The sequence below is a fragment of the Pseudomonas fulva genome, assembly GCF_023517795.1.
GTDB lineage: Bacteria > Pseudomonadota > Gammaproteobacteria > Pseudomonadales > Pseudomonadaceae > Aquipseudomonas > Aquipseudomonas fulva_D.
In genome coordinates this window covers 3387722-3406543 of record NZ_CP082928.1, presented here as the reverse complement: position 1 = coordinate 3406543, position 18822 = coordinate 3387722, and the positions used below count along the sequence as shown (strand labels likewise).

Annotated in this window: 20 protein-coding genes; 10 read left to right on the top strand and 10 right to left on the bottom strand. The window is 64.6% G+C overall.

Features of this window, described 5'->3' with window-relative positions; translation table 11 throughout:
- Window positions 1–1143, bottom strand: a complete 1143-nt coding sequence (locus K8U54_RS15510) for an efflux RND transporter periplasmic adaptor subunit (RefSeq protein ID WP_249906656.1) — start codon at window positions 1141–1143, stop codon at window positions 1–3.
- A 202-nt stretch (window positions 1144–1345) separates the two neighbouring features.
- Here K8U54_RS15510 and K8U54_RS15505 point away from each other — a divergent pair, with 202 nt between their 5' ends.
- Window positions 1346–1978, top strand: a complete 633-nt coding sequence (locus K8U54_RS15505; RefSeq protein ID WP_249906655.1) for a TetR family transcriptional regulator — start codon at window positions 1346–1348, stop codon at window positions 1976–1978.
- Between the two features lie 276 nt (window positions 1979–2254).
- The gene (locus tag K8U54_RS15500) at window positions 2255–2731 is read left to right on the top strand and encodes an LEA type 2 family protein (protein WP_249906654.1); all 477 of its coding nucleotides are present in this window, start codon (window positions 2255–2257) and stop codon (window positions 2729–2731) included.
- On the opposite strand, the gene K8U54_RS15495 is transcribed toward K8U54_RS15500, so the two are convergent.
- Window positions 2724–3617, bottom strand: coding sequence for a YihY/virulence factor BrkB family protein (locus K8U54_RS15495; protein WP_249906653.1), 894 nt, complete (start codon window positions 3615–3617; stop codon window positions 2724–2726). The genes K8U54_RS15500 and K8U54_RS15495 overlap by 8 nt on opposite strands.
- Before the next feature lie 224 nt (window positions 3618–3841).
- Here K8U54_RS15495 and K8U54_RS15490 point away from each other — a divergent pair, with 224 nt between their 5' ends.
- Both K8U54_RS15490 and K8U54_RS15485 read left to right on the top strand, forming a co-directional pair.
- Entirely contained in the window at window positions 3842–4246 is a 405-nt protein-coding gene (locus K8U54_RS15490) for a RidA family protein (RefSeq protein WP_249906652.1), read from the top strand.
- Window positions 4247–4320: 74 nt separating this feature from the next.
- On the top strand, window positions 4321–4662 hold the full coding sequence (locus tag K8U54_RS15485; RefSeq protein ID WP_249906651.1) for a zinc ribbon domain-containing protein YjdM: 342 nt from the start codon (window positions 4321–4323) through the stop codon (window positions 4660–4662).
- Window positions 4663–4910: 248 nt separating this feature from the next.
- On the opposite strand, the gene K8U54_RS15480 is transcribed toward K8U54_RS15485, so the two are convergent.
- Window positions 4911–5708, bottom strand: coding sequence for a hypothetical protein (locus tag K8U54_RS15480; RefSeq protein WP_249906650.1), 798 nt, complete (start codon window positions 5706–5708; stop codon window positions 4911–4913).
- A 300-nt stretch (window positions 5709–6008) separates the two neighbouring features.
- Here K8U54_RS15480 and K8U54_RS15475 point away from each other — a divergent pair, with 300 nt between their 5' ends.
- Complete coding sequence (locus K8U54_RS15475) at window positions 6009–6926, top strand: ABC transporter substrate-binding protein (RefSeq protein ID WP_249906649.1); 918 nt, start codon at window positions 6009–6011, stop codon at window positions 6924–6926.
- 60 nt (window positions 6927–6986) lie between these two features.
- On the opposite strand, the gene K8U54_RS15470 is transcribed toward K8U54_RS15475, so the two are convergent.
- Together K8U54_RS15470 and can are read right to left on the bottom strand one after the other, a co-directional pair.
- Window positions 6987–7907, bottom strand: a complete 921-nt coding sequence (locus tag K8U54_RS15470; protein WP_249906648.1) for a DMT family transporter — start codon at window positions 7905–7907, stop codon at window positions 6987–6989.
- Window positions 7908–7909: 2 nt separating this feature from the next.
- Window positions 7910–8551 (bottom strand): carbonate dehydratase, encoded by a 642-nt coding sequence (gene can / locus K8U54_RS15465; RefSeq protein ID WP_249906647.1) that lies wholly within the window; start codon window positions 8549–8551, stop codon window positions 7910–7912.
- Between the two features lie 176 nt (window positions 8552–8727).
- Between can and K8U54_RS15460 the strand changes: the two genes are divergently transcribed.
- A complete protein-coding gene (locus tag K8U54_RS15460) occupies window positions 8728–8973 on the top strand; it encodes a hypothetical protein (RefSeq protein WP_249906646.1) in 246 nt (81 codons plus the stop codon).
- Between the two features lies 1 nt (window position 8974).
- On the opposite strand, the gene rimI is transcribed toward K8U54_RS15460, so the two are convergent.
- The 3 genes from rimI to K8U54_RS15445 all read right to left on the bottom strand — a co-directional run bounded on the left by rimI (window position 8975) and on the right by K8U54_RS15445 (window position 11259).
- Window positions 8975–9427 carry a ribosomal protein S18-alanine N-acetyltransferase gene (gene rimI, locus K8U54_RS15455; RefSeq protein WP_075932167.1) on the bottom strand — a complete coding sequence of 151 codons (453 nt, stop codon included), beginning with the start codon at window positions 9425–9427 and terminating at the stop codon, window positions 8975–8977.
- Window positions 9424–10227: an energy transducer TonB gene (locus K8U54_RS15450; protein ID WP_249906645.1), complete on the bottom strand. Its 804-nt coding sequence runs from the start codon at window positions 10225–10227 to the stop codon at window positions 9424–9426. The genes rimI and K8U54_RS15450 overlap by 4 nt, the downstream gene beginning before the upstream one ends.
- A gap of 138 nt (window positions 10228–10365) precedes the next feature.
- A complete protein-coding gene (locus K8U54_RS15445; protein WP_249906644.1) occupies window positions 10366–11259 on the bottom strand; it encodes a LysR family transcriptional regulator in 894 nt (297 codons plus the stop codon).
- A 107-nt stretch (window positions 11260–11366) separates the two neighbouring features.
- Between K8U54_RS15445 and K8U54_RS15440 the strand changes: the two genes are divergently transcribed.
- The 3 genes from K8U54_RS15440 to K8U54_RS15430 are packed head-to-tail and all read left to right on the top strand — an operon-like array spanning window position 11367 to window position 14396.
- Window positions 11367–12713: an acyclic terpene utilization AtuA family protein gene (locus K8U54_RS15440; RefSeq protein WP_249906643.1), complete on the top strand. Its 1347-nt coding sequence runs from the start codon at window positions 11367–11369 to the stop codon at window positions 12711–12713.
- Window positions 12713–13033 carry an AtuA-related protein gene (locus tag K8U54_RS15435; RefSeq protein WP_249906642.1) on the top strand — a complete coding sequence of 107 codons (321 nt, stop codon included), beginning with the start codon at window positions 12713–12715 and terminating at the stop codon, window positions 13031–13033. Before K8U54_RS15440 ends, K8U54_RS15435 begins: the two co-directional genes overlap by 1 nt.
- Window positions 13034–13088: 55 nt before the next feature.
- Window positions 13089–14396 (top strand): CitMHS family transporter, encoded by a 1308-nt coding sequence (locus K8U54_RS15430; RefSeq protein WP_249906641.1) that lies wholly within the window; start codon window positions 13089–13091, stop codon window positions 14394–14396.
- Between the two features lie 370 nt (window positions 14397–14766).
- Here the strand turns inward: K8U54_RS15430 and K8U54_RS15425 are convergent, their stop codons facing one another.
- Together K8U54_RS15425 and K8U54_RS15420 are read right to left on the bottom strand one after the other, a co-directional pair.
- Window positions 14767–16011 (bottom strand): saccharopine dehydrogenase family protein, encoded by a 1245-nt coding sequence (locus tag K8U54_RS15425; protein WP_249906640.1) that lies wholly within the window; start codon window positions 16009–16011, stop codon window positions 14767–14769.
- Window positions 16012–16156: 145 nt separating this feature from the next.
- Window positions 16157–17254: a carboxynorspermidine decarboxylase gene (locus K8U54_RS15420; protein WP_249906639.1), complete on the bottom strand. Its 1098-nt coding sequence runs from the start codon at window positions 17252–17254 to the stop codon at window positions 16157–16159.
- Window positions 17255–17521: 267 nt separating this feature from the next.
- Between K8U54_RS15420 and mksB the strand changes: the two genes are divergently transcribed.
- Window positions 17522–18766, top strand: a complete 1245-nt coding sequence (gene mksB, locus K8U54_RS15415; protein ID WP_249906638.1) for an Mks condensin complex protein MksB — start codon at window positions 17522–17524, stop codon at window positions 18764–18766.
- Window positions 18767–18822: the final 56 nt, after the last annotated feature.

Sequence of the window (18822 nt, the reverse complement as noted above, 5' to 3'; positions counted from 1 at the left end):
TTAGCGGCTTTCAGCCTGGTCAGCCGCGGCCTGCTCCGGCGCAGCCACGTTCTTCGCTTCGGTGGTTTTCACCTCGGCACCCGGTTGCACGAACTGCAGGCCTTCGGTGATCAGCTTGTCGCCGGACTTCAGGCCATCGAGCACCAGCCAGCGGTTGCCAGCGGTACGCTCGGCCTTGATCTGGCGCAGCTCGACCTTGTTCTCGGCGTTGACCACCAGCGCGGTCGGGTCACCCTTGGAGTTACGGGTCACGCCCTGCTGCGGCGCGAGGATCGCTTCCTTGTTCACACCGGCGGGCAGACGGGCATGCACGAACATGCCAGGCAGCAGGGTGTGGTCGGGGTTGGGGAACACGGCGCGCATGGTCACCGAACCGGTGCCTTCGTCGACCGACACTTCGGCGAATTCCAGGGTGCCTTCGTGCTCGTAGGTGCTGCCGTCCTCGAGGCGCAGTTGCACCTTGGCAGCGGTGTCGCTGGCCTTCTGCAGCTGACCGCTTTCCAGCTCGCGGCGCAGGCGCAGCAGATCCTTGGTCGGCTGGGTCACGTCGACGTAGATCGGGTCGAGCTGCTGGATGGTCGCCATGGCATTGGTCTGGCCGTTGCTGACCAGTGCACCTTCGGTGACCGCCGAACGGCCAACGCGGCCGGCGATGGGCGCCAGCACCTTGGTATAGCGCACGTTGATGCGCGCCTGCTCCAGGGAGGCCTCGGCCTGCAGGCGAGACGCCTGGGCTTCATCGTAGGCCTGACGGCTCACGGCCTGATCGGACACCAGGCTCTTGTAGCGCTCGGCCAGCGATTTGGCCGAGGCCAGTGTCGCTTCCGCGCTCTTGGCTGCAGCCACGTAGACCGCCGAATCGATTTGATACAGCTGCTCACCGGCCTTGACCTCGGAGCCTTCCTTGAACAGGCGCTTCTGGATGATGCCGTCGACCTGCGGGCGCACCTCCGCGATGCGGTAGGCCGCGGTTCTGCCCGGCAGCTCGGTGGTCAGGGTATAGGGCTCTGCCTGCAGCGTGACGATGCCGACAGTCGGCGCCTGACGCGGTGGCGGGGCAGCCTCATCGCTGCAGCCAGCGAGCGTCAGCGTGGCCAGAGCGATAGCGGAAACCATAGCGGCGAAGGCTGGCTTCTTCTGCATCTGAAAGGACCTCATGTCTAAGTGATTCGAGCCGCGGGGGGCGATACCTGGCAGATAGCCGAGGTGGATACTGGGAAATAGACGGCAAATATACTTACGTTCGAGAATGTTTGTAAATGCATCTTTTTATGTGACACTGCGCGCCTGTGTGACCCCGGCCAGGGGTTTTGATCCGAAATTTCTACGCCCTGGAAGCCGCTCTATGGCCAGACGCACCAAAGAGGAAGCCGAAGAAACCCGCGCGCAGATTCTCGATGCCGCCGAGCGGGTGTTCTACGCCAATGGCGTATCGGCCACCTCGCTGGCGGACATCGCCGCCGCGGCCGGCGTCACGCGTGGCGCCATCTACTGGCACTTCCAGAACAAGGTCGACGTGTTCCAGGCCATGCTCGACCGCCGCCTGTTGCCCCAGGAAGAACTGGCTCGGGCGTGTGAAAGCGAGGACGAACCTGACCCGCTGGGCAACATGCGTCAGTTGCTGGTGCAACTGCTGCTGCGCATGCATGCGGACAGCGAGTGCCGGCGTGTCGGAGAAATTCTGCAATACAAATGCGAGTACAGCTCCGAACTCGGCGGCTTGCGCCAGCAGATGCAGGTGTTCCAGCAAGAATGCGACCAGCGCATTGCCAGAACATTACGCAATGCCGTGAACCGCGGCCAGTTGCCCGCCAACCTCGACTGTCAGCGCGCGGCGATCTGCCTGCACGCCTACATGGACGGCCTGCAGGCCCACTGGCTGCTCAACCCCGAGGCCTACGACCTGCAAGCCCATGCCCACGCGATGGTCGATGCGCTGCTCGACATGCTGCATAGCAAGGCACTGCGCACGATCTGACGCGACCCTGAGGCCTTGCGCTGATACCAGGCCCTCCTCCGCCATGCTTATTGCTTGTCACCGCTATTGCCATGCTGGCATTCGCCGGCAACACGCTGCTCTACCGCCTGGCCCTGGAAACCACCCAGATCGACACGCCGCCTTTATCAACCTGCGCCTGCGGCCGAGTTCAATAGCGATTGGCGCCTTGGTTCTGACCGCCAGGCAGCGAGCGCCTGAGCCGAACGCCACCGGCTGCGGTCACAACTGCACGATCAACGACGCCGGAGAATTGCCATGCGCCCGACACTGCGCCACTTGAGTGCCCTGCTGCTGATCGCCGTGCTGGCCGGTTGCGCCTCATGGGCACCACGCGATCCGCTGCACATCGACCTGGTCGGTCTCGAGCCGCTGCCGTCGCAAGGCCTCGAGGCGCGTTTCGCGGTGAAATTGCGGGTGCAGAACCCCAATGAAAACGCCATCGACTTCGACGGCATCGCCCTGGCCCTGGATATCAACGACCAGCCACTGGCACGCGGGGTCAGCGACCAACGTGGCCAGGTGCCGCGCTTTGGCGAGACGGTGATCAGCGTGCCGGTGACCATCTCGGCCTACTCGGTACTCCGTCAGGCCTGGGGCGCCAGCACCCACCAGCCCGGCCAGAGCCTGCCCTATCAGCTGCGCGGCAAGCTCGCCGACGGCCCGTTCGGCACCCGGCGTTTCAGCGACAGCGGCCAGCTGACCTGGCCACCGGCGCAGCCCGCGCTCAGGTAGCGGGCTCGTTCTCCGGGCGGATTTCCTTGTCGCCGGGCTCCTTACCCTCCTGGGCGAAGTGCTCGATGACGGCATTGAGCTCGGCGCCGAACAGTAGCACCGCGCAGGAGATGTGCAGGTACAGGAGGAAGATGATGATCGCGCCGATGCTGCCGTAGGTGGCGTTGTAGTTGGCGAAGTTTTGCGCGTAGTAGGCGAAGCCCACCGAGGCGGCGATCCACACCACCACCGCCAGTACCGAGCCCGGGGTGATGAAGCGGAACCGCTGCTCGACATCCGGCGCCACGTAATAGACCACCGCCACCACGATCATCAGCAGAAACACCGCCACCGGCAGGCGCAACCAGGTCCACAGGGTGACCACCACCTGCTCGATGCCGATCTGGTGTGCCAGCCAGTTCATCACCTGCGGGCCGAGCACCATCAGGGCGGCAGCGGTGAGCAATGCCGCGGCGATGCCGATGGTGTACAGCAGCGACAGGGGGATGCGCTTCCAGGGCTTGCGCCCTTCCTTCACGCCATAGGCCTTGTTCATCGCGTCCATGGTCGAACGCACCGCCGACGAGGCCGTCCACAGCGCCACCACGATACCGATCGAGAACAACCCGGCTTTCTGCGTCTGCAACTGGTCGATCACCGGGTTGACCAACTCCACCGTGGACAGCGGCAGCAGCAACTCGGCCTGCTGGCGCAGCCAGTCGAAGAACGGCTGCATGTCGAGCAGGCTGATCAGCGCGATCAGAAACAGCAGGAAGGGAAACAGCGAGAAGAACATCTGGAACGCCAGGGCCGAGGCATAGGTGGGCAGCTCGTCCTCGATGAAGTCGGTGACCGTCTTCTTCATCACCTGGAACAGGCTGACACCCGGCAACTGGGGAAAAAACATAGCGCCTCCACTGGCTACGGTGGGCCGTTCACGGGCAGCCCACGACTCATCGGCAGATGCAGGGCTCGGCACGGGCCGAACCACCACTCTCGTTTGGAGGCAGCGAAGCCGCCATGAGTTCGGGTTATCGCGCTGCGAGTGCACAAACCGTGCAACAGTCTCGGCCTGCCTGGCCCTGGGTGCAACGCTAGACTGGCGGGCTGTTTCTGATGGAGGACGCATCGATGCACAGGCATACACTCAACCCCGGCTCGGTCTTCGACACCCTGCAGTACGGCTTCAGCCAGGCCGTGATCAGCCAGGGCGGACGGCGTATCCACCTGTCCGGGCAGGTCGGCGTGGACGCCCGCGAACGGCTGGTCGGCCCCGACCTGGCCAGCCAGACCCACGCGGCGCTGCACAACGTGCGCAGGCTTCTCGAAGCCGCTGGCGGCGACCTGCAGCACGTGCTGATGCTGCGCATCTACATCGCCGCCCAGGCGCGAGACGAACAGGCGCATATCGTCGATGCACTGCGCAGTTTCTTCCCCGAGCAACCACCGGCTACCTCCTGGGTAGTGGTCACCGGGCTGTCGGAGCCCGAGTGGCTGATCGAGATCGAGGCCGAAGCACTGTTGCCGGACGCCTGACGCCGATCCCCCGGCGGCGGGTAAAACCCTATATAATCTGCGGCCTTTTATCCACGGCCTCAGAAGGATACCCCGTGAGCACGCTGCCACCCTGCCCCGCCTGCAACTCCGAATACACCTATGAAGACGGCACCCAGCTGGTGTGCCCGGAATGCGCCCACGAATGGTCGGCCAGCGCCAGCGAGGCGGCGGGTGATGACGTCAAGGTGATCAAGGACTCGGTTGGCAACGTGCTGCAGGACGGCGACACCATCACCGTGATCAAGGACCTCAAGGTCAAGGGCTCCTCGCTGGTGGTCAAGGTCGGCACCAAGGTCAAGGGCATTCGCCTGGTCGACGGCGACCACGATATCGACTGCAAGATCGATGGCATCGGCGCGATGAAGCTGAAGTCCGAGTTCGTCCGCAAAGTGTAGGAGCCCGTTCACGATCTTTTAGGCGACATGAAAGAGGCTGCGGCAAGGCAGAAGCGGACATCATTGCTTTTCCTGTGGGAACGGGCCATGCCCGTGATTTTTTCGCGGGCATGGCCCGCTCCCACAGGTAATCACCAGTCAGTCCTATGGAAGCGACCGGCCGCTTCCGCCACTTTGCAGCCAAAGCGCTGAGGTCGAGCCGAAAGCTCGTGAATAGATGCCAAGGCGATGGCGCTCTCAGCAGGCACCTACTGCACCGGCAGGAAATTCAGAAACAGCAGGCTGTGGGCGTAATTCACGCCGATGCGTCGGTAGCGTTCGTCGAGCACGTCGCTCAGGTAATCCAGGCGGGCGACGATCTTGCCGAATTCCACGGCGAAACTCAGGTTGCGGCCGTTCTCGGACAGCTCGTTGGATAGCAGCAGCGGGTTGCCCTGGGCATCGCGCCGGGTGGCCAGCAGCCAGGTGGCCTTCTCGATGTTGCGCGCCGCGTTATGCACGAACTGCGCATCGATGGAGTCGGTGAGATAGAACTGGGTGCGTCCGCCGTGGGCGGTGACTACCATGCTGCCGATGGCGTAGATGAAGGCGCCGACCCGATCACCCTGGAACTCCGGGCTCAGCGCATAGCTGAGGGCCACGATGTCCTGCCGGCCAGCCAGCGCCGGCGGTGGCCGGCCCTGCTCGATGGCCTGCTGCACCGCCTGCTGCGCCGCCTCGCGGCTGGCCAGACCGGTCTTGCGCCATTCACGCGGGTTGCGCTGGTACAGCTTGTCCATCAGGCGATAGAGGCTGTTGAGGTTGTTGCGCATGCCGATGGTGGCCAGGCGATCGGAGTGGGTCTGGAACAGCTCGCTGGGGCTGGCCGCCGCACTGTTGCTGGTGAAGGCGCCATTGGCCTGATTGCGTATGCAGCCACTCAGGCTGGTCACCAGCGCCACCAGCAGCACGGCCCTCCAGCAGGCACCACGAAGCGACGGATACCGGGCCGTCAGCCTGCGCGGGGGTGCCGCTTTTCCAGTGAGAGAGACGTGCGAGCAATCCATTAACTCACGACCCATCCTTCTGCAGATGGCATAACACTAGCAACTGAATCGCCTTCATGCCCGTTACGGCGTCAGCGCAAGTCGCCAACGCCAGCCACCGGGATAGACCTCCATGCATCCCGTAAAGTTTTCCGCCGAGGGCAAATCAGCCCGGCAACGTCCAGGGAACAGGCCGTGCAAGGCCGGCTTTGCAAACTTTACCCGTTGAGAAAGCTTCTCGATCAGCTTTGGGTGCTATGTTCCCTGCCCTTCAGGATTGCGGCACTGGGCTGCAAACCGGCATCCAAGGAGCTCGCTCACGTGAAGAAGGCCGCACTGTTTACCCTTCTGGCATTGGCAACGGCTGGCTGCAGCCACGATGTCCAGCAACGCCCCGCTACCCTCGAGGTCACCCGGGCGGGCCAGCAGGTCGAGATCGCCCGTGATCCGCAGCGGATCGTGACCTTCGACTACGGCAGCTACGACAGCCTGATCGCCCTCGGCGCCGGCGAGCGAGTACTGGCCGTGCCCGGCAACATACCGCCCTACCTGGCGGAGAAAGCCGGCCAGACCCGCAACGCCGGCAATATGAAGACCCCGGACGTCGACGCCATCGCGGCGCTGAAACCGGACCTGATCCTGATCACCGGGCGCCAGGGCGAAAGCCGTTCGGCCCTGCAAGCCCTGGCGCCGACCCTGGACATGGGCATCACCGGTGAAGACTACTTCGCCGGCATCGCCGATAACGTCAGGCTGCTCGGCCAGCTGGTCGGCCAATCGGCCGAGGCGCAGCAGGCGTTGACCATCCTGCAGGGCAAGGCCGAACGCGCCCGTCAGCAGATCGCCGCTTCAGGCCAACGTACCCTGGTACTGACCCATAACGAAGGGCGCTTCGCGCCGACCGAGAACGCGGTGATCTACTCACTGCTGCAGGCGCCACGGGCCCTGCCCGCACCACCGCCGCAGCCTGCCGGCGCACCCCGCCAGCGTCCGCAGCCGCTGGACGCCGAGGCCATCGCCGCGGCCAACCCTGAGGTGATCTTCATCATCGACCGCAGCGCGGCCATTGGCGCCACCGCACTGGATGTCGACACCCTGGCCGACTCGCCCCTGGCGCGCACGCCGGCGGCCCGGGCCAAACGGGTCGTCTACCTGGATCCCGCCCTCTGGTATCTGTCCGGCGGCGGCCTGCTGAGTGTGGATCTGCAGATCGATCAGGCGCTGGCAGCCTATCGGTGATGAACAACGCCCTCGTTCGAGGGCGTTTTCAGCTCATGCCAGACGGCGGCCTGGGTCGTTTCAGGCCGCCGCCCGCTGCGAGCGCTTCGGCAAGGTGGCCAGCAGCAGCCCGGCGAAGATCATCGCCCCGCCGACCCAGTGGAACAACTGCAGCGCCTCGCCGAGCAGGATCCAGCCCAGGATCGCGGTGAACACCGGCATCAGGTAATTGCCCATCGCCGCGGTCGAGGCGCCCAACACCTTCACGCCGTTGTTCCAGCCCAGGTAGGCGACCAGCGAAGCGAACACCGCGGTGTAGGCGATGGCCGCCAGGTTGGCTGGCGTGGCCAGCAACTGCGCGCCGCTGGACAGTTCATAGAGATACAGCGGCAGGATCATCGGCACACCCAGGAGCATGAAAACGCCCAGTAACGCCAGCGGTGGAATCGGCGCCAGATATGCAGCCCAGCGCCTGAGCAACACGGTGTAGAGCGCCCAGTCGAGCACCGCCAGCAGCATGATCAGGTCGCCGCGGTTGAACTCCATGCGTGCCAGGGTCTGCCAGTCACCGCGACAGATCAGCACCAGCAAACCAAGCACCGCCAGTGCCATCCCCCACCAGGCACGTCGCGCCGGCCACGCCCCGAGCAGCAGCCCGGCGAAGATAAAGGTCATCAGCGGAATGCAGGTGTTGACCAGGGTGATGTTGATCGCCGCGGTGGTCTGCGCGGCGCTGTACAGAAAGGTGTTGTAGCCGGCGATGCCGAAGGCGGCGATCACCAGCAGGCGCCAGCCGGCATGGCGCAGCGCCGACCGGTGCCGCCACAACGGCAATGTCACGAACGGCAGGATCAGGATCAGCGCCAGGCTCCAGCGCCAAAAGGCCAGGGCGAAGGGTGGAATCTCGCCGGCGAAGGCGCGGGCCACCAGGGCATTGCCCGCCCAGCACAGTACTGCCAACAGTACGCCGGCGATCGCCAGCTGACGCGAAGGTTTGCCCATGCTCATGCCTGCGGCGGACGCAGGCGGTACTGCTCGGGCAATTGCTCGGCGCCGCTGACGCTGACGTCGAGGTCCTTCCAGCGGCCATCCTTGAGGCCATAGATGCAGCCGTGCACCGATAACGGCTGACCGCGGTGCCAGGCGTTCTGGACGATGCTGGTACGGCTGACGTTGCCCACCTGCTTCATCACGTTGAGCTCGCAGAGCCGGTCGACCCGCGCCTCTTCGTCCGCCAGCGCGGCCAGTTGCGCGTGCTGTTCGTAGTAGAGGTCGCGGATGTTGCGCAGCCAGCCATCGATCAGACCGAACTGCGCATCGTGCATGGCCGCACGCACGCCACCGCAACCGTAATGGCCGGTGACCAGGATATGTTTGACCTTGAGCACATCGACCGCGTACTGGATCACCGACAGGCAATTGAGATCGGTGTGCAGCACCACGTTGGCCACATTACGGTGCACGAACAGCTCGCCGGGCAGCAGGCCGACGATGTCGTTGGCCGGCACGCGGGCGTCCGAGCAGCCGATCCACAAATACTCCGGCGTCTGCTGGCGGGCCAGGCGCGGGAAGAAGTCCGGATCGTTCCGGGTGATGTTCTCGGCCCAGCGTTGATTGTTGTCGAACAGGTGCTTGAGATCGCTCACGGCGGCGGCTCCCGAGAAAGGTCGATGCGCACCATACGGATGCACGGACCTTTTTGACAAGGCGATTTCCATGCAGAACAACCCAACGGATTTGCCGGTTAGAGGCCGAAACGCTGAATCTTTCGGGTGTTGCGGCCGTCCATTGCCTAGAGCCAATGACCGATCCGGAGTTCGTCATGACTGACAAGCAGCCACCTGACAGCCGCCAACCGGCCGAGCCACCCATCCTGCGCGATGTGGTGGAGCCGCTGACGTCGCGCAAACCGCTGAAGGCTGCTGTGCAGAAACCGGCCAAGTCGCCCGATGAATCGCAACAGGCCGATCAGCCCGAGCGCGACGGGCAGCCTGAAGAGTTTCTGGATAAATACGACCTGAGCCAGGTCGAGGAAGAACGCCGCGAACGACGCTGGGCACGGCGTTAGCTCATTCCACCAGCGTGCAGGCCATCACCAGCGCGTCTTCACGGCCACCCGGCGCAGGGTAGTAATCGCGCCGGCGGCCGATCTCGTTGAAACCGTAACGCTCGTACAACCGGTACGCCGCCTGGTTGCTGGAGCGCACTTCGAGAAAGCACTCGCCGGCCTTGAGCTCGGCGGCGCGGGCCATCAGGTGTTCGAGCAGGCGCAGGCCCAGGCCGCGGCCCTGGCTTTCCGGCTTGACGGTGATGTTGAGCAGGTGCGCCTCGTCGATGATCACGTTGATCACCCCGTGGCCGACCTGCTGGCTGCCCTCGAACATCAGCCAGACTTCGTAAGACTTCAGGCTGTCGAGAAAGATGCCGCGCGTCCACGGGTGGCTGAAGGCGGCGTATTCGATCTTCAGCACCGCATCGATATCCGCCTCGGTGGCCCGGCGGAAGGTGATCGCGTCACTCATGCCGACGCCTCCAGCCAGCGCCGCCGCACCCGCTGCATGGCGTGCCAGAGCTCGCGCTTGCGCTGTGGTTCGTCCATCAGCAGCTCCAGGCCCGGCAGCGCCCAGGCGGCGCCCAGTTCCTCGACCTGCAGCTCGCGGTTGTAGGCCTCGGCATCGGCGTCACCGGCGAAACGAATGGCCGGCAGGCCGATCAGCCACAGGCAGGCGCAGGGCTCCTGCTCTTCCAGGCGGGCGCCGATAAAGCTCTGCACGAAATCCAGCGCTGCCTGGGGCCCCTGGTCCATGTTGCCACGCACCAGCAGCGGCCAGCGCACCGGCTCGCCGATGATCTGCGGGGCATCCGGCAAACCGGCGGCGCGCAGCAGATCCTTGAGCAGCAGGTAGGCAGGATCGCGACTCTGGAAGGGTTCGCCGGTCGGCAGCTCGACCAGCAGCGCGCAGCTGCCGGCGCGCAGCAACTGCAGGGCGAAACGCGGGGGCGGCGTCGGGCGCTCGCGCGGGGCCGGTGCGGCGCTGGTCTGTTCGCCGACAGGCTCGTCGGCCTTGCTTGCCGTGCCCGGTTTGGGCACCTCGATGCGCGGGCGTTCGCGGGTGACGACGTCGCTGGCGGCAGGTTGCGCGGCCGGCGCGCTGACCTTGGCCTGCACCGGCGGCTTCTCGACGACGATCTCGGCTTGCGGCTCGAAGGCGACCAGCAGCTCGGGCCGCGACGGCGCCGCGAAGGGCAGTTCGACGCGCGGCAGCCAGCTGGCCACTTGCATGGCATCCAGGTAGGCGCGGCGGCGCAACTCGGTGTTCAAACGTCAGGTACCCGGCACATCGATTTTCGAGGGCGCTGATTGTCGCGTGAATCGCCTGCCACGGGTAGCCCCAAACGTCAGCCGTGGCTAGGGTCTGTTCCCGCTTCAGCGCAGCCGTGCGTGAAACGGGAACAGACCCTAGAGGCCACTGGCTTCGGCCTGCTGCTTGAGCAGGCTGACGAAGGCCTGGGCCGGCGGGCTCAGGTAGCAGGGTTTGCGCTGCAGCACGCCAATGCCACGGGCCGGCGCCATCGGCAGCGGGTGCACGGAGAGGCTGCCATCGCCATTGAAGGTATCCGCCACGCTCGCTGGCAGCAGCGCATAGCCCAGCCCGGCCCGCGCCAGGGCGGCGGCGCTGCTCATATAGGCGACCTCGAATGCAGGTTCACGCAGCAACCCCATGCGCGCCAGAGTCTGGTCGGCCATGGTGCGCAGGCTGGTATCGCGGGTGGTGGCCACGTAATCCAGACGCTTCAGCGCAGCGAGCAGCTTCTTGCCGCGTAAACCGGTCTGGCCGCGCACCAGCAACACCAGGCTGTCGTCGTAGAGCAGCTGGAAATCCAGCACACCGGGCTCGTCTGCCACCGAGGTGATGGCGAAGTCCACTTCGGCGTTGCTCACCCACTGGCGGATCTCCCCGGCACGCCCATCGCGCAGGTTGATCTCGATGCCCGGAAAACGCTGGCGATACTCGACCAGCACCCGCGGCAACGGCTCGATGGCCACCGACGGCAGCACGCCGATGCGCAGCGAGCCGCTCTGCAGGTGCAGCTGTTCATGGGCGTCGTGCACCGCGTTGTGCATGTCGCGCAGCAGGCGCCGAGCCTGCTCGAGAAAGCGCGTGCCGGCCTCGGTCAGCTCGACGCTGCGGGTATTGCGGGCGAACAGCGACAGGCCCAGGGCTTCTTCCAGCTTGCGCAGGCTGTAGCTAAGGGCCGGCTGGGAGAGGTGAATCTGTTCGGCGGCGCGGCTGAAACTGCGCTGCTCGGCAATCAGCACGAATGCCTGAAGCTGACGAAAGCTGATATCCATGACGGGCGCTTTTATAAAATTGTCTTATCAATTCATATCACATTTCGAATTCACAACTAAATCAGGAAGCCGCACCCTGCCGGCAGACCTCGACCTGGATCATAACGATGACAACAGTCCATATCGGTTGCGGGGCAGGCTTCGCCAATGATCGGCCCGACGCTGCCCTGGCCTTGGCCAATGGCCTCGCTGCACGCGACGGTCGGCGCTTCCTGTTCTTCGAACTGCTTGCCGAACGCACCCTGGCCGAAGCGCAATTGCGCCGCCTGGCCAACCCCGACAGCGGCTATGCCAGCCGGTTGTTCGACTTTCTCGAACCGGTGCTGGAAACCTGCCTGGCCGCCGGCATCCCGATCATCACCAATGGCGGCGCGGCCAACCCCAGCGCGGCGGCCCGGCGTCTGCGCCAGCAATTGCAGGGTGGGCGCTTCGCCAAAGCGCGTATCGCCTGCGTGCTCGGTGACGATCTGCTCGACGCGGGTGACGCAATAGCGCCCTGGCTACCCGACGCGCTCGACGGCGAGGTGGTCTCGATCAACGTCTACACCGGTGCCGATGGCATCGCCCAGGCCCTCGACGCAGGCGCCGATATCGTCCTTTGCGGCCGCGTCGCCGATCCCAGCCTGGCGGTCGGCCCGCTGCGCCACGCCTTCGGCTGGCAAGCCGAGGATTGGGACCGCATCGCCCTGGCCACCGCCGTGGGCCACCTGCTCGAATGCTGCACCCAGGTCAGCGGCGGCTACTTCGCCCACCCGGGCCTTAAGGACGTGCCGGACCTGGCCAACGTCGGCTGCCCGATCGCCAGCATCGAGGCCGACGGCCGGGTGACCATCGGCAAGGCCGCCGGCACCGGCGGCTGCGTTACCGAGCGCACGGTCAAGGAACAGCTGCTCTATGAAGTCCACGATCCGGCCGCCTACCTGACGCCGGACGTGACCCTGGACCTGAGCAACGCGCAGGTGCACCAGGTCGGTCCTGATCTGGTGCAGGTCGAGGGCATCTGCGGCCATCCGCGCCCGGCGGAGCTCAAGGGCCTGATCGGCCTGCGCGGCAACTGGTTCGCCGAGGCGGAAATCTCCTACGCCGGGCCCGGCGCCCTGGCCCGTGCCGCCCTTGCCCGCGACGTGCTGCTGCAACGCTGCGCGCGCCTGGCGCCGCAGCTGACGCCGTGGATCGACCTGATCGGCGTCGCCAGCCTGTTCAACGACGCCCGCGGCCAGTGGCTGCAGCAGCGCCTCGCCAGCGTCCCGGACCCACAGGACGTGCGCCTGCGTATCAGCTTCGTCGACCGTGACAAGGCGCTGCTGGAGAACCTGCTGCTCGACGCCGAATCGCTGTACACCAACGGCCCGGCAGGCGGCGGCGGTGTGCGCCGGCACCTGAGCGAGTCCCTGGGCACCGCCAGCTTCCTGATCCCGCGCACCGAGGTGCAACAACGTGTGGAGTGGTTCTGATGAGCGACGTACTGCTGTGTGACTACGCCCACGCCCGCGCGGGCGACAAGGGCAACATGCTGAGCGTGGCGGTGTTCGCCTACGACCCGACCCACTATGCCTGGCTGGCCGCCGAGCTGACCGCCGAGCGGGTGGCGGCCTGTCTGGCCCATCGCCGGATCGGCGGCGTGCGCCGTTATGAGCTGCCGAACCTGGGCGGTCTCAACTTCGTGGTGGAAAACGCCCTGGAAGGTGGGGTGAATGCCAGCCCCGGCATCGACCGCCATGGCAAGAGCCTGAGCTATGCGCTACTCGACCTGAGGCTGCCCGCACCCGCCTGAGCTCACTCAACGCCAGCCCTGCGACTCCAACAATAATAAAACCGGAGAGATCGTCATGATCACCGCCCTCGGCTTCACCTTGATGTTCACCATCGTCATCCTGATCCTGATGCGCCGTATCACCCCGCTGGTGGCCTTCGTCACCCTGCCGGTGATCGCCTGCGTGATGGCCGGCTTCGGCCTCGACGAAATCGGCAAGTTCATCACCGATGGCCTGAAGACCGTGGCACCGACCGCCACCCTGTTCATCTTCGCCATCTTGTATTTCGGCATCATGCGTGATCGCGGGCTGTTCGATCCGCTGGTGCGCTTCCTGTTGAAAAGCACCAGGGGCCGCCCTCTGTCGGTGGCCATCGTCACCGTTGCGGTGACCTCGGTCACCCACCTCGACGGCATCGGCGCCGCCACCTTCCTGCTGGTGATTCCCGCCCTGCTGCCGCTGTACCTGCGCCTGGGCATGAGCCGGCAGATGCTGTTGTGCCTGGTGGTGCTCAGCGCCGGGGTGATGAACATGGTGCCCTGGGGCGGCACCACCGCCCGCGCTTCCGCGGTGACCGGCATCGACGCCTCGCAACTGTGGATCTCGCTGATTCCCATCCAGGCGGTCGGCCTGGTGCTGGTCATGAGCCTGGCGGTGTTTCTCGGCCTGCGCGCGCAACGCAGCTTCACGGCCAACGGCGGCGCGGCCATCGACAGCGCACCGGTCGACGCACCGCAGGTCGATACCTCGCAGATGCTGCCCACGGGCAACTGGCGCTACTGGGCCAACCTGGCGCTGACCGCTGGTATTCTCGCCTGCCTGTTCACCGGTGCCTTCCCGTTGTTCGCCTGCTTCATGGTCGGCCTGGGCATCGCCCTGCTGCTCAACTACCCGAGCCTGGACGACCAGAACAAGGCGCTGCGCGCCCACGCCACGGACGCCATGCAGATGGCCCTGGTGATGCTCGCCGCCGGCATCCTGCTCGGCGTGCTGGCGGGCGCCGGCATGTCCGACGGCATGGCGCACTGGATGATCAACATCCTGCCCGAGGGCTCGGCCAACTGGCTGCACGTGATCATCGGCGCCTTCGGCGTACCGCTGGGCATGCTGTTCTCGCCGGACGCATACTACTTCGCCCTGCTGCCGGTGATCCGCGACGTGGCCGTGGCGGCCGGTGTAGACCCGGCGTCGGTGGCCAACGCCATGCTGATCGGCGAGAACACCGGCTTCGGCGTCAGCCCGGTGGTGCCCAGCGTGTACCTGGCCATCGGCCTGGCCGGCGTCGAACTGTACAAGCACATCCGCTACACCGTGCTGTGGGCCTGGGGCATCAGCCTGATCATGCTGGCCTCGGCAGTGCTGCTCGGCGTGGTGACGGTCTAAGAACCTGTTCATAATCTTCCAGCTCAGGTTCGTCGATTTTGGCAGCGAAGTGTCATGAACGGTCGTTCGTAGGGTGGACGACGCTTCACCTACGCGGCCCGACCCGTCCACTGTTCTGCGATCGCAATGGTGGATGAAAAGAGCGTCATCCACCCTACTTAGCTGTGGGAGCGGGCCATGCCCGCGAAAAATCACGGGCATGGACTGGGCGTGTTCCCACAGGTAAAGCAACGATGGCCGCTTTTGCCTTGTAGTTGCCGCTTGATGCGCATAAAGATCGTGAACAGGCTCTGACCGTATAGGCGGCCTGAAACGAAAAAAGGATCGCCTCGGCGATCCTTTTCTCATGCAGCGACTTCGCAGATCAGGCTTACAGCGCCTGGTCCCACGGGCGATCACCGTGCTCGTCCTTGATCCGAGTCGGCAGGCCCATCACGTCCAATGCTTTGAGGAACGGCTCGGCCGGCAGTTCTTCGACGTTGACCATGCGCTGGGCATCCCACTCGCCACGGGCGACCAGCAGCGCGGCGGCGACTGGCGGCACACCGGCGGTGTAGGAGATGCCCTGGCTGTCGGTCTCGGCAAAGGCTTCTTCGTGGTCGGCCACGTTGTAGATGAACACTTCGCGGGCCTTGCCATCCTTGGTGCCCTTGACCAGGTCACCGATGCAGGTCTTGCCGGTATAGCCCGGCGCCAGGGAAGCCGGATCCGGCAGCACGGCCTTGACCACCTTCAGCGGCACCACTTCGAGCCCTTCGGCGGTTTTCACCGGCTGCTCGCTGAGCAGGCCGAGGCTGTTGAGCACGGTAAACACGTTGATGTAGTGCTCGCCAAAGCTCATCCAGAAGCGCACGTTGGGCACGTCCAGGTTCTTGGAGATCGAATGCACTTCATCGTGGCCGGTCAGGTACAAGTTCTGCGAGCCAACCACCGGCAGGTCGTCGGTGCGCTTGACCTCGAACATGCGGTTGCTGGTCCACTGGGCGTTCTGCCAGCTGTAGACGGTGCCGGTGAACTCGCGGAAATTGATTTCCGGATCGAAATTGGTCGCGAAATACTTGCCATGGCTGCCGGCATTGACGTCGAGGATGTCGATCGACTCGATCTTGTCGAAATGCTGTTGCTGGGCCAGGGCCGCATAGGCGTTGACCACACCCGGGTCGAAACCGACGCCGAGAATGGCCGTGATGTTCTTCTGCTGGCATTCCTCGAGGTGTTTCCACTCGTAGTTGCCATACCAGGGCGGGGTTTCGCAGATCTTGCCCGGTTCTTCGTGAATGGCGGTGTCCAGGTAGGCCACGCCGGTATCGATGCAGGCACGCAGCACCGACATGTTGAGGAAGGCGGAACCGACGTTGATGACGATCTGCGATTCGGTCTCGCGGATCAGCGCCTTGGTCGCCTCGATATCCAGTGCATTGAGCGAGAAGGCTTGGATGTCGGCGGGTACCTTGAGGCTACCCTTGGCCTTGACGCTGTCGATGATGGCCTGGCATTTGGAGATGTTCCGTGACGCGATGGCAATACGACCGAGTTCGTCGTTGTGCTGCGCGCACTTGTGGGCCACCACCTTGGCGACACCTCCTGCACCAATGATAAGGACGTTCTTCTTCAATTGTTTCACCTCCAGGGTACTGCGCTCGTTGAGAAATATGATTCGGTACCACTACACATGACTTGTAGGGTGGACGTCGCTTCATCCGTCCACCAAACACGGTGGACAAAAAGAGCGTTGTCCACCCTACGCTCACATCCGGTTGTTACGACAGGCTCGACAGGTAATCGTCGAAACCGAATTCACGAACCACCTCGACGCTGCCGTCGAGCTGCTTGACCACGATGGCGGGCATCTTCAGGCCGTTGAACCAGTTCTTCTTGACCATGGTGTAACCGGCCGCGTCGACGAACGACAGGCGGTCGCCGATCTGCAGCGGTTTCTCGAACCGGTACTCGCCGAAGATATCGCCGGCCAGGCAGGATTTGCCGCACACCATGTAGGTGTGTTCACCCTCGCTGGGCGCCAGCTTGGCGTTGAGGCGGTAGATCAGCAGGTCGAGCATGTGCGCTTCGATGGAGCTGTCCACCACCGCCAGGTGCTTGCCGTTGTAGAGGGTGTCGAGCACGGTGACTTCCAGCGAGGCGCTGCCGGTGATCGCCGCTTCGCCCGGCTCCAGGTAGACCTGCACGCCGTACTTTTCGGAGAAGTTCTTCAGCCGCGCGCAGAAGGCGTCCAGCGCATAGCCTTCTCCGGTGAAATGGATGCCGCCACCGAGGCTGACCCACTCGACCTTGTGCAGCAGGTGGCCGAAGCGCTCCTCGATGTGGGTGAGCATCTTGTCGAACAGGCCGAAGTCGCCATTCTCGCAGTTGTTGTGGAACATGAAGCCGGAGATCTGATCGATCACCGCTTCGATCTTGGCCGGGTCCCACTCACCGAGGCGGCTGAACGGGCGCGCCGGGTCGGCCAGCAGGTAATCGGAGCTGCTGACCTGCGGGTTGACGCGCAAGCCGCGCACCTTGCCCGCGGACTGTTCGGTGAAGCGCTCGAGCTGGCCGATGGAGTTGAAGATGATCTTGTCGCAGTTGGCGAGCATCTCCTCGATCTCGTCGTCGGCCCAGGCCACGCTGTAGGCGTGGGTTTCGCCGGCGAACTTCTGGCGGCCGAGCTTGAGCTCGTACAGCGAGCTGGAGGTGGTGCCGTCCATGTACTGCTGCATCAGGTCGAAGACCGACCAGGTGGCGAAGCACTTGAGGGCCAGCAGCGCCTTGGCACCGGAGTGTTCGCGCACGTAGGCGATCTTCTCCATGTTGCCCAGCAGCTTCTGTTTGTCGATGAGGTAGTACGGCGTTTTGATCATTGCGCAGTCCGTAATAAAGGTCGGCCAACAGGAGCCCGCCAGCCTCCTGAAAAAAGCGGACGCGAATTGTGCCGACAACGGCCACAGATCGAAAGGCCGTTGAGCATATTTTGTCCATTTACGGATATTTCATGGCGTATTGCGCACCATGAGTCGGTGATTCACCGCCGAGCATGCCGCGCGCGGATGACGCCTGCGTGACAATGCAGGGGCGGGTCGGTTTCCCGTACAATCGGCGTTTTTTCGCAAGCGAGCGACCGTCCCGCGATGATCGACCCCAAACGCGTATTGCGCGCCCTCGCCGAGCACTGGGCCCTGCTCGAACCGCTCGGTGAACGCTTCGACGCCGGCACCCTGAGTCTGGTGGAGCTGCGCAACCAGCTGACCGCCCAATTGCCGCCGCAAAGCACGGCGGTGGATGTCACCGCCCTGCTCGACCAGTGGATCCGCCTGGACATCCTGGTGCCGGTGGCCAAGAGCCCCAACCGCTTCGAGCTCAACGCGCAGATCCACGACTTCCTGTCCTACCTGCGTCGCGAGCACCGCCTGGGCCTGTGCCTTGAGATCGAAGCCTACCTGCGCCACCTCGAACGCCTGGCCGGCTACATCCAGGACGCCTTCGAGATCCGCGATGGCAACGACCTGGCCCGCCAGCTGCGCCTGCTCGACATGCGCGTGCGCGACGTGCTGAAAAAGCTGGGCAACGACGAGCAGGCGCTGATCGGCGTGGCCGAACGGGCCAAGACCAGCGACCGGCAGATTCCCCTGCGCCAGCGTTACGCCGAAGTGCTGGCCACCTGGGACGAATACGTCGAGCCGATGATCCAGCTGGTCGCCGCCGACGGCGCCTTCGAACAGGGCGTGCGCCGTGTCGAGCAGGTGCTGCTCAAGCTGCTCGGTGAGCAACATCGCCTCGGCCAACTGGTCGACGACGACCTGCTGCTGCGCACCCATGCGCGCATTCTGGAAATGCAGACCAGCGCCCAGCTGACCCTGCGCAAGGCCCGCGAACTGCTGCTGCCGCTGCGCGAGGAAGCCCGTCGCCACAACGCCGTGACCCGCGGTGCGGCGCTGGCCCTGTCGGTGATCCGCAAGAAAGGCATCGACGCCGTGCCGCAGGCCGCCATGCCGCTGTTCACCCGCCCGCAGAGCAACTTCCTCGGCAGCGCGTCGCAGGTCGAGGCGTACGTCTATGCCCTGGCGCGCTTCGAGGCCAAGCCCAACCACTTCCCGAAAGCCAGCGGCAAGCGCAAGGGCGACAACCCGCGCGCGCCGAAAACCGCCCGGGAGATGATCGACCGTTGCGAGCAGTCGCTGCCGCTGCCGGACCTGATGACCTGGCTGCTGGAACAGGAACCCGAAGGCGCCACCGACGAACTGCTCTACTGGTTCTCGCGCCTGTCACGCGAGTCACGCTTCCAGCGCGACCGCCTGGAGCGCCAGACCTACCTGACCCGCGAGCATGAGATCAGCATCAGTTCCTATGCCCTGGTGGGTCGTCCCAATGCTTAAGCGCGACGTAGGGTGGACAACGCGAAGCTTGTCCACCATTGGCCGCCCAATCGTTT

Excerpts from the sequence above, each read along its gene's own strand:
- K8U54_RS15505 (WP_249906655.1), top strand. The coding sequence starts at position 1,346 with ATGGCCAGACGCACCAAAGAGGAAGCCGAAGAAACCCGCGCGCAGATT.
- K8U54_RS15500 (WP_249906654.1), top strand. The coding sequence starts at position 2,255 with ATGCGCCCGACACTGCGCCACTTGAGTGCCCTGCTGCTGATCGCCGTG.
- K8U54_RS15435 (WP_249906642.1), top strand. The coding sequence starts at position 12,713 with ATGAGCGACGTACTGCTGTGTGACTACGCCCACGCCCGCGCGGGCGAC.
- K8U54_RS15460 (WP_249906646.1), top strand. The coding sequence starts at position 8,728 with ATGACTGACAAGCAGCCACCTGACAGCCGCCAACCGGCCGAGCCACCC.
- rimI (WP_075932167.1), bottom strand. The coding sequence starts at position 9,427 with ATGAGTGACGCGATCACCTTCCGCCGGGCCACCGAGGCGGATATCGAT.
- K8U54_RS15430 (WP_249906641.1), top strand. The coding sequence starts at position 13,089 with ATGATCACCGCCCTCGGCTTCACCTTGATGTTCACCATCGTCATCCTG.
- K8U54_RS15420 (WP_249906639.1), bottom strand. The coding sequence starts at position 17,254 with ATGATCAAAACGCCGTACTACCTCATCGACAAACAGAAGCTGCTGGGC.
- K8U54_RS15495 (WP_249906653.1), bottom strand. The coding sequence starts at position 3,617 with ATGTTTTTTCCCCAGTTGCCGGGTGTCAGCCTGTTCCAGGTGATGAAG.
- K8U54_RS15470 (WP_249906648.1), bottom strand. The coding sequence starts at position 7,907 with ATGGGCAAACCTTCGCGTCAGCTGGCGATCGCCGGCGTACTGTTGGCA.
- mksB (WP_249906638.1), top strand. The coding sequence starts at position 17,522 with ATGATCGACCCCAAACGCGTATTGCGCGCCCTCGCCGAGCACTGGGCC.
- K8U54_RS15510 (WP_249906656.1), bottom strand. The coding sequence starts at position 1,143 with ATGCAGAAGAAGCCAGCCTTCGCCGCTATGGTTTCCGCTATCGCTCTG.
- K8U54_RS15445 (WP_249906644.1), bottom strand. The coding sequence starts at position 11,259 with ATGGATATCAGCTTTCGTCAGCTTCAGGCATTCGTGCTGATTGCCGAG.
- K8U54_RS15440 (WP_249906643.1), top strand. The coding sequence starts at position 11,367 with ATGACAACAGTCCATATCGGTTGCGGGGCAGGCTTCGCCAATGATCGG.
- K8U54_RS15480 (WP_249906650.1), bottom strand. The coding sequence starts at position 5,708 with ATGGATTGCTCGCACGTCTCTCTCACTGGAAAAGCGGCACCCCCGCGC.
- K8U54_RS15490 (WP_249906652.1), top strand. The coding sequence starts at position 3,842 with ATGCACAGGCATACACTCAACCCCGGCTCGGTCTTCGACACCCTGCAG.